This window comes from Mycobacterium sp. 1245852.3, assembly GCF_001669335.1.
Lineage (GTDB): Bacteria > Actinomycetota > Actinomycetes > Mycobacteriales > Mycobacteriaceae > Mycobacterium > Mycobacterium europaeum_A.
The window spans coordinates 1-2224 of sequence record NZ_LZLL01000466.1 but is presented as its reverse complement, the minus strand read 5'-3'; the positions used below and the strand labels follow the sequence as shown (position 1 = coordinate 2224).

The following is a 2224-nucleotide window of genomic DNA, read 5'->3' as shown; positions in this document are numbered from 1 at the left end:
TGGGCAGGTCGCTGATGTCGATCAAAATCCCGGAGTAGTGCCCGATCTGGCCCGTCCATCCTTGCGACAGGAATCGATCAGCAATCCCGCGCTGATCGAGAACCTCAATCGTGCGCGACGTCATCCCACCGCGCGCGAGCCGATCAGCTCATCGCAGCTGCTGCGGCGCTCGACGATCGCCGCGTCGATTCCTGCCAGCGCCAACTCACCGGCCAGCATCAGCCCGGTCGGGCCCGCGCCGGCAACGACTACCGCATGGTCTGCCACATGCCACGCTTCTTGTTCGCGTGTCCGGAAAGTCCCGTTGCGGGCCGGCGATCCAGGATCTGTTCGACGGCTTGGATAAGCGGGGCGCCGTCGGAGTGCCTGGATGGGCTGCGCCAGGCGACATACCCGTCGGGACGCACGAGGACCGCGCCGTCGTGGCCGATCTGGTAGTGATCGAAGAACGTGTCGCTGTGATCGGCCAAGCCCGGATCGTCGATCGCATAGCTGACCAGAGGCACCCCGAGTTGTCGCGCCGCATCCGCAGCTGCCGTTCGCCAACTATGTCCGTCCGGACCGGTAAGCACCGTGAAGCTGGCGCCGAAGAGGTCGAGTGTCGATATCGGTTCACGTTCGTTGCCCAGCCATATGTGTGGGGCCCGGCAGCCCGGTGTCGCACTGGGTGTGTAGTCGCTGTAGTCGTCGTCGACGTCGGGAGGTGTTGTGCCGTCATCGATGACGGCGGCCGAGCGATACACCGTGCCGAGCTCGACGCCGAAATGATTGCCGAAGCGTCGGCTCTCCCGCTTGGCTTCCTCGGCGGTGATGTCAATGGCCGCCGGGTAGTAGTAGGCCGCGGCAAGCTGCGCGAGATTGCGGTGATTCTCCAAACACTGTTGGATCGTGGCGATCGCGGGTGGGCGACGTTCGTCCTCATAGGTTTTGAGCAACGACCACCCGGCCAGACCACGGATGCATAAGGCCAACTTCCACATGGCGTTGTGCATGTCTTGCAGTCCTGTGTTGACTCCAAGGCCTCCGGTGGGGGGAAACTGGTGGGCAGCATCGCCACACAACACCACGCGGCCCTGGACCCAACGATCGGCGACGGTGGCGTTCATCTGCCAGAGCCCAACGCCTTTCACCTCGACGGTGAGGTCGGGCACGCCGACCGCGCCGCGGATCCACTGTCTTACTCGCTCGGCGTCCCAGAGCTCGCGCACCCATTGATCCGGCGACACGCCGATCTGGCATAGCCAGCGGCCGCGTGCGTCAAGTGGTTGCAGCAGGCCGGCGGCGTTGGGGTTGGCGACGAAGAACACCACGCCCCGGCGTTCTCCGAGATGGTGTTCGATATCGGCGCGGAAGTAGCAGTTGACGAATTTGTTGATGCCCTGCTCGCCGTTCAAGGCGATGCCCAGCTGCGTACGTACCGTGCTGTCGGCACCGTCAGCGGCAACCAGGGCCTCCGCGGCGAGCGTGTAGGTGTCGCCCGTGGCGTTGACGCGGACCGCCACGGCCGCTTCGGTGTCGTGGTCGCTTGACCCGGACAGCACGTCAGTGACTTGGTGACCGAAGCGCAGATCGACGATCCCGGTGGCCTGCGCCGCGTCACGCAGAATGGCTTCGGTCAGGTCCTGCGAGGACATGATCGGCAGCGCTGGGCTGATCGTCTGCCCGGGCCCTTCGAAACCTCGCGTCTCGATCTGGCCCACCTCCTGGCCGACGATCGTGTCCAGATACCTCATCGGGCTCTTCCAGCCCGGCGGGGTATCGATGCCACGCAGGCGTTGATACACTGCGCTTCCCCATCCTCGGGCGATCTCCATCGTCCGCGCATTGAGATTGCGGGCCTTGGGATGCCACGAGGTCGAATCATGCGCCTCTAGAACAACGCTGGGAACATGGAAGCGGGCGAGCTCCAGGGCAGCAGACAGCCCGACCGGGCCGCCTCCGACGATGATCACCGGTTGGTGCGACATGGTTGAGTTCACCTCGTTATCCGACTTCATCAGCGGTCTAGGTGTTGGCGGGGGTGCTGGTGCCGGCGCCGCGGTGGCGGGTGATGACGAGGTCGTGGCAGCGGTCGACTGGCAGGGTGGGTTCCTCGACGCCTTCGATTACGAATCCGGCGTCGCTGATCATCGCGCGATCGGCTTCGCCGGGCTGTCCTTGGCTGGTGAGGTAGTCCCCGAGGAACATCGAATTGGCTAGGTGTAGTGCCAGCGGTTGCAGTGTG

1 protein-coding gene and 2 pseudogenes are annotated in these 2224 nt (G+C 64.6%); all 3 read right to left on the bottom strand.

Annotation, left to right across the window (positions count from 1 at the left end):
• Positions 1-267, bottom strand: a pseudogene (locus A9W96_RS30665) (FAD-dependent monooxygenase); the annotation flags it as partial.
• Positions 249-1967, bottom strand: a complete 1719-nt coding sequence (locus tag A9W96_RS20665) for an FAD-dependent monooxygenase (protein ID WP_197499592.1) — start codon at positions 1965-1967, stop codon at positions 249-251. The gene A9W96_RS20665 and the pseudogene A9W96_RS30665, both read right to left, overlap by 19 nt.
• 37 nt (positions 1968-2004) lie before the next feature.
• Positions 2005-2224 (bottom strand): annotated as a pseudogene (locus tag A9W96_RS33090) (biotin synthase BioB); the annotation flags it as partial.

Coding starts and splice junctions, on each gene's coding strand:
- A9W96_RS20665 (WP_197499592.1), bottom strand. CDS start 1,967: ATGTCGCACCAACCGGTGATCATCGTCGGAGGCGGCCCGGTCGGGCTG.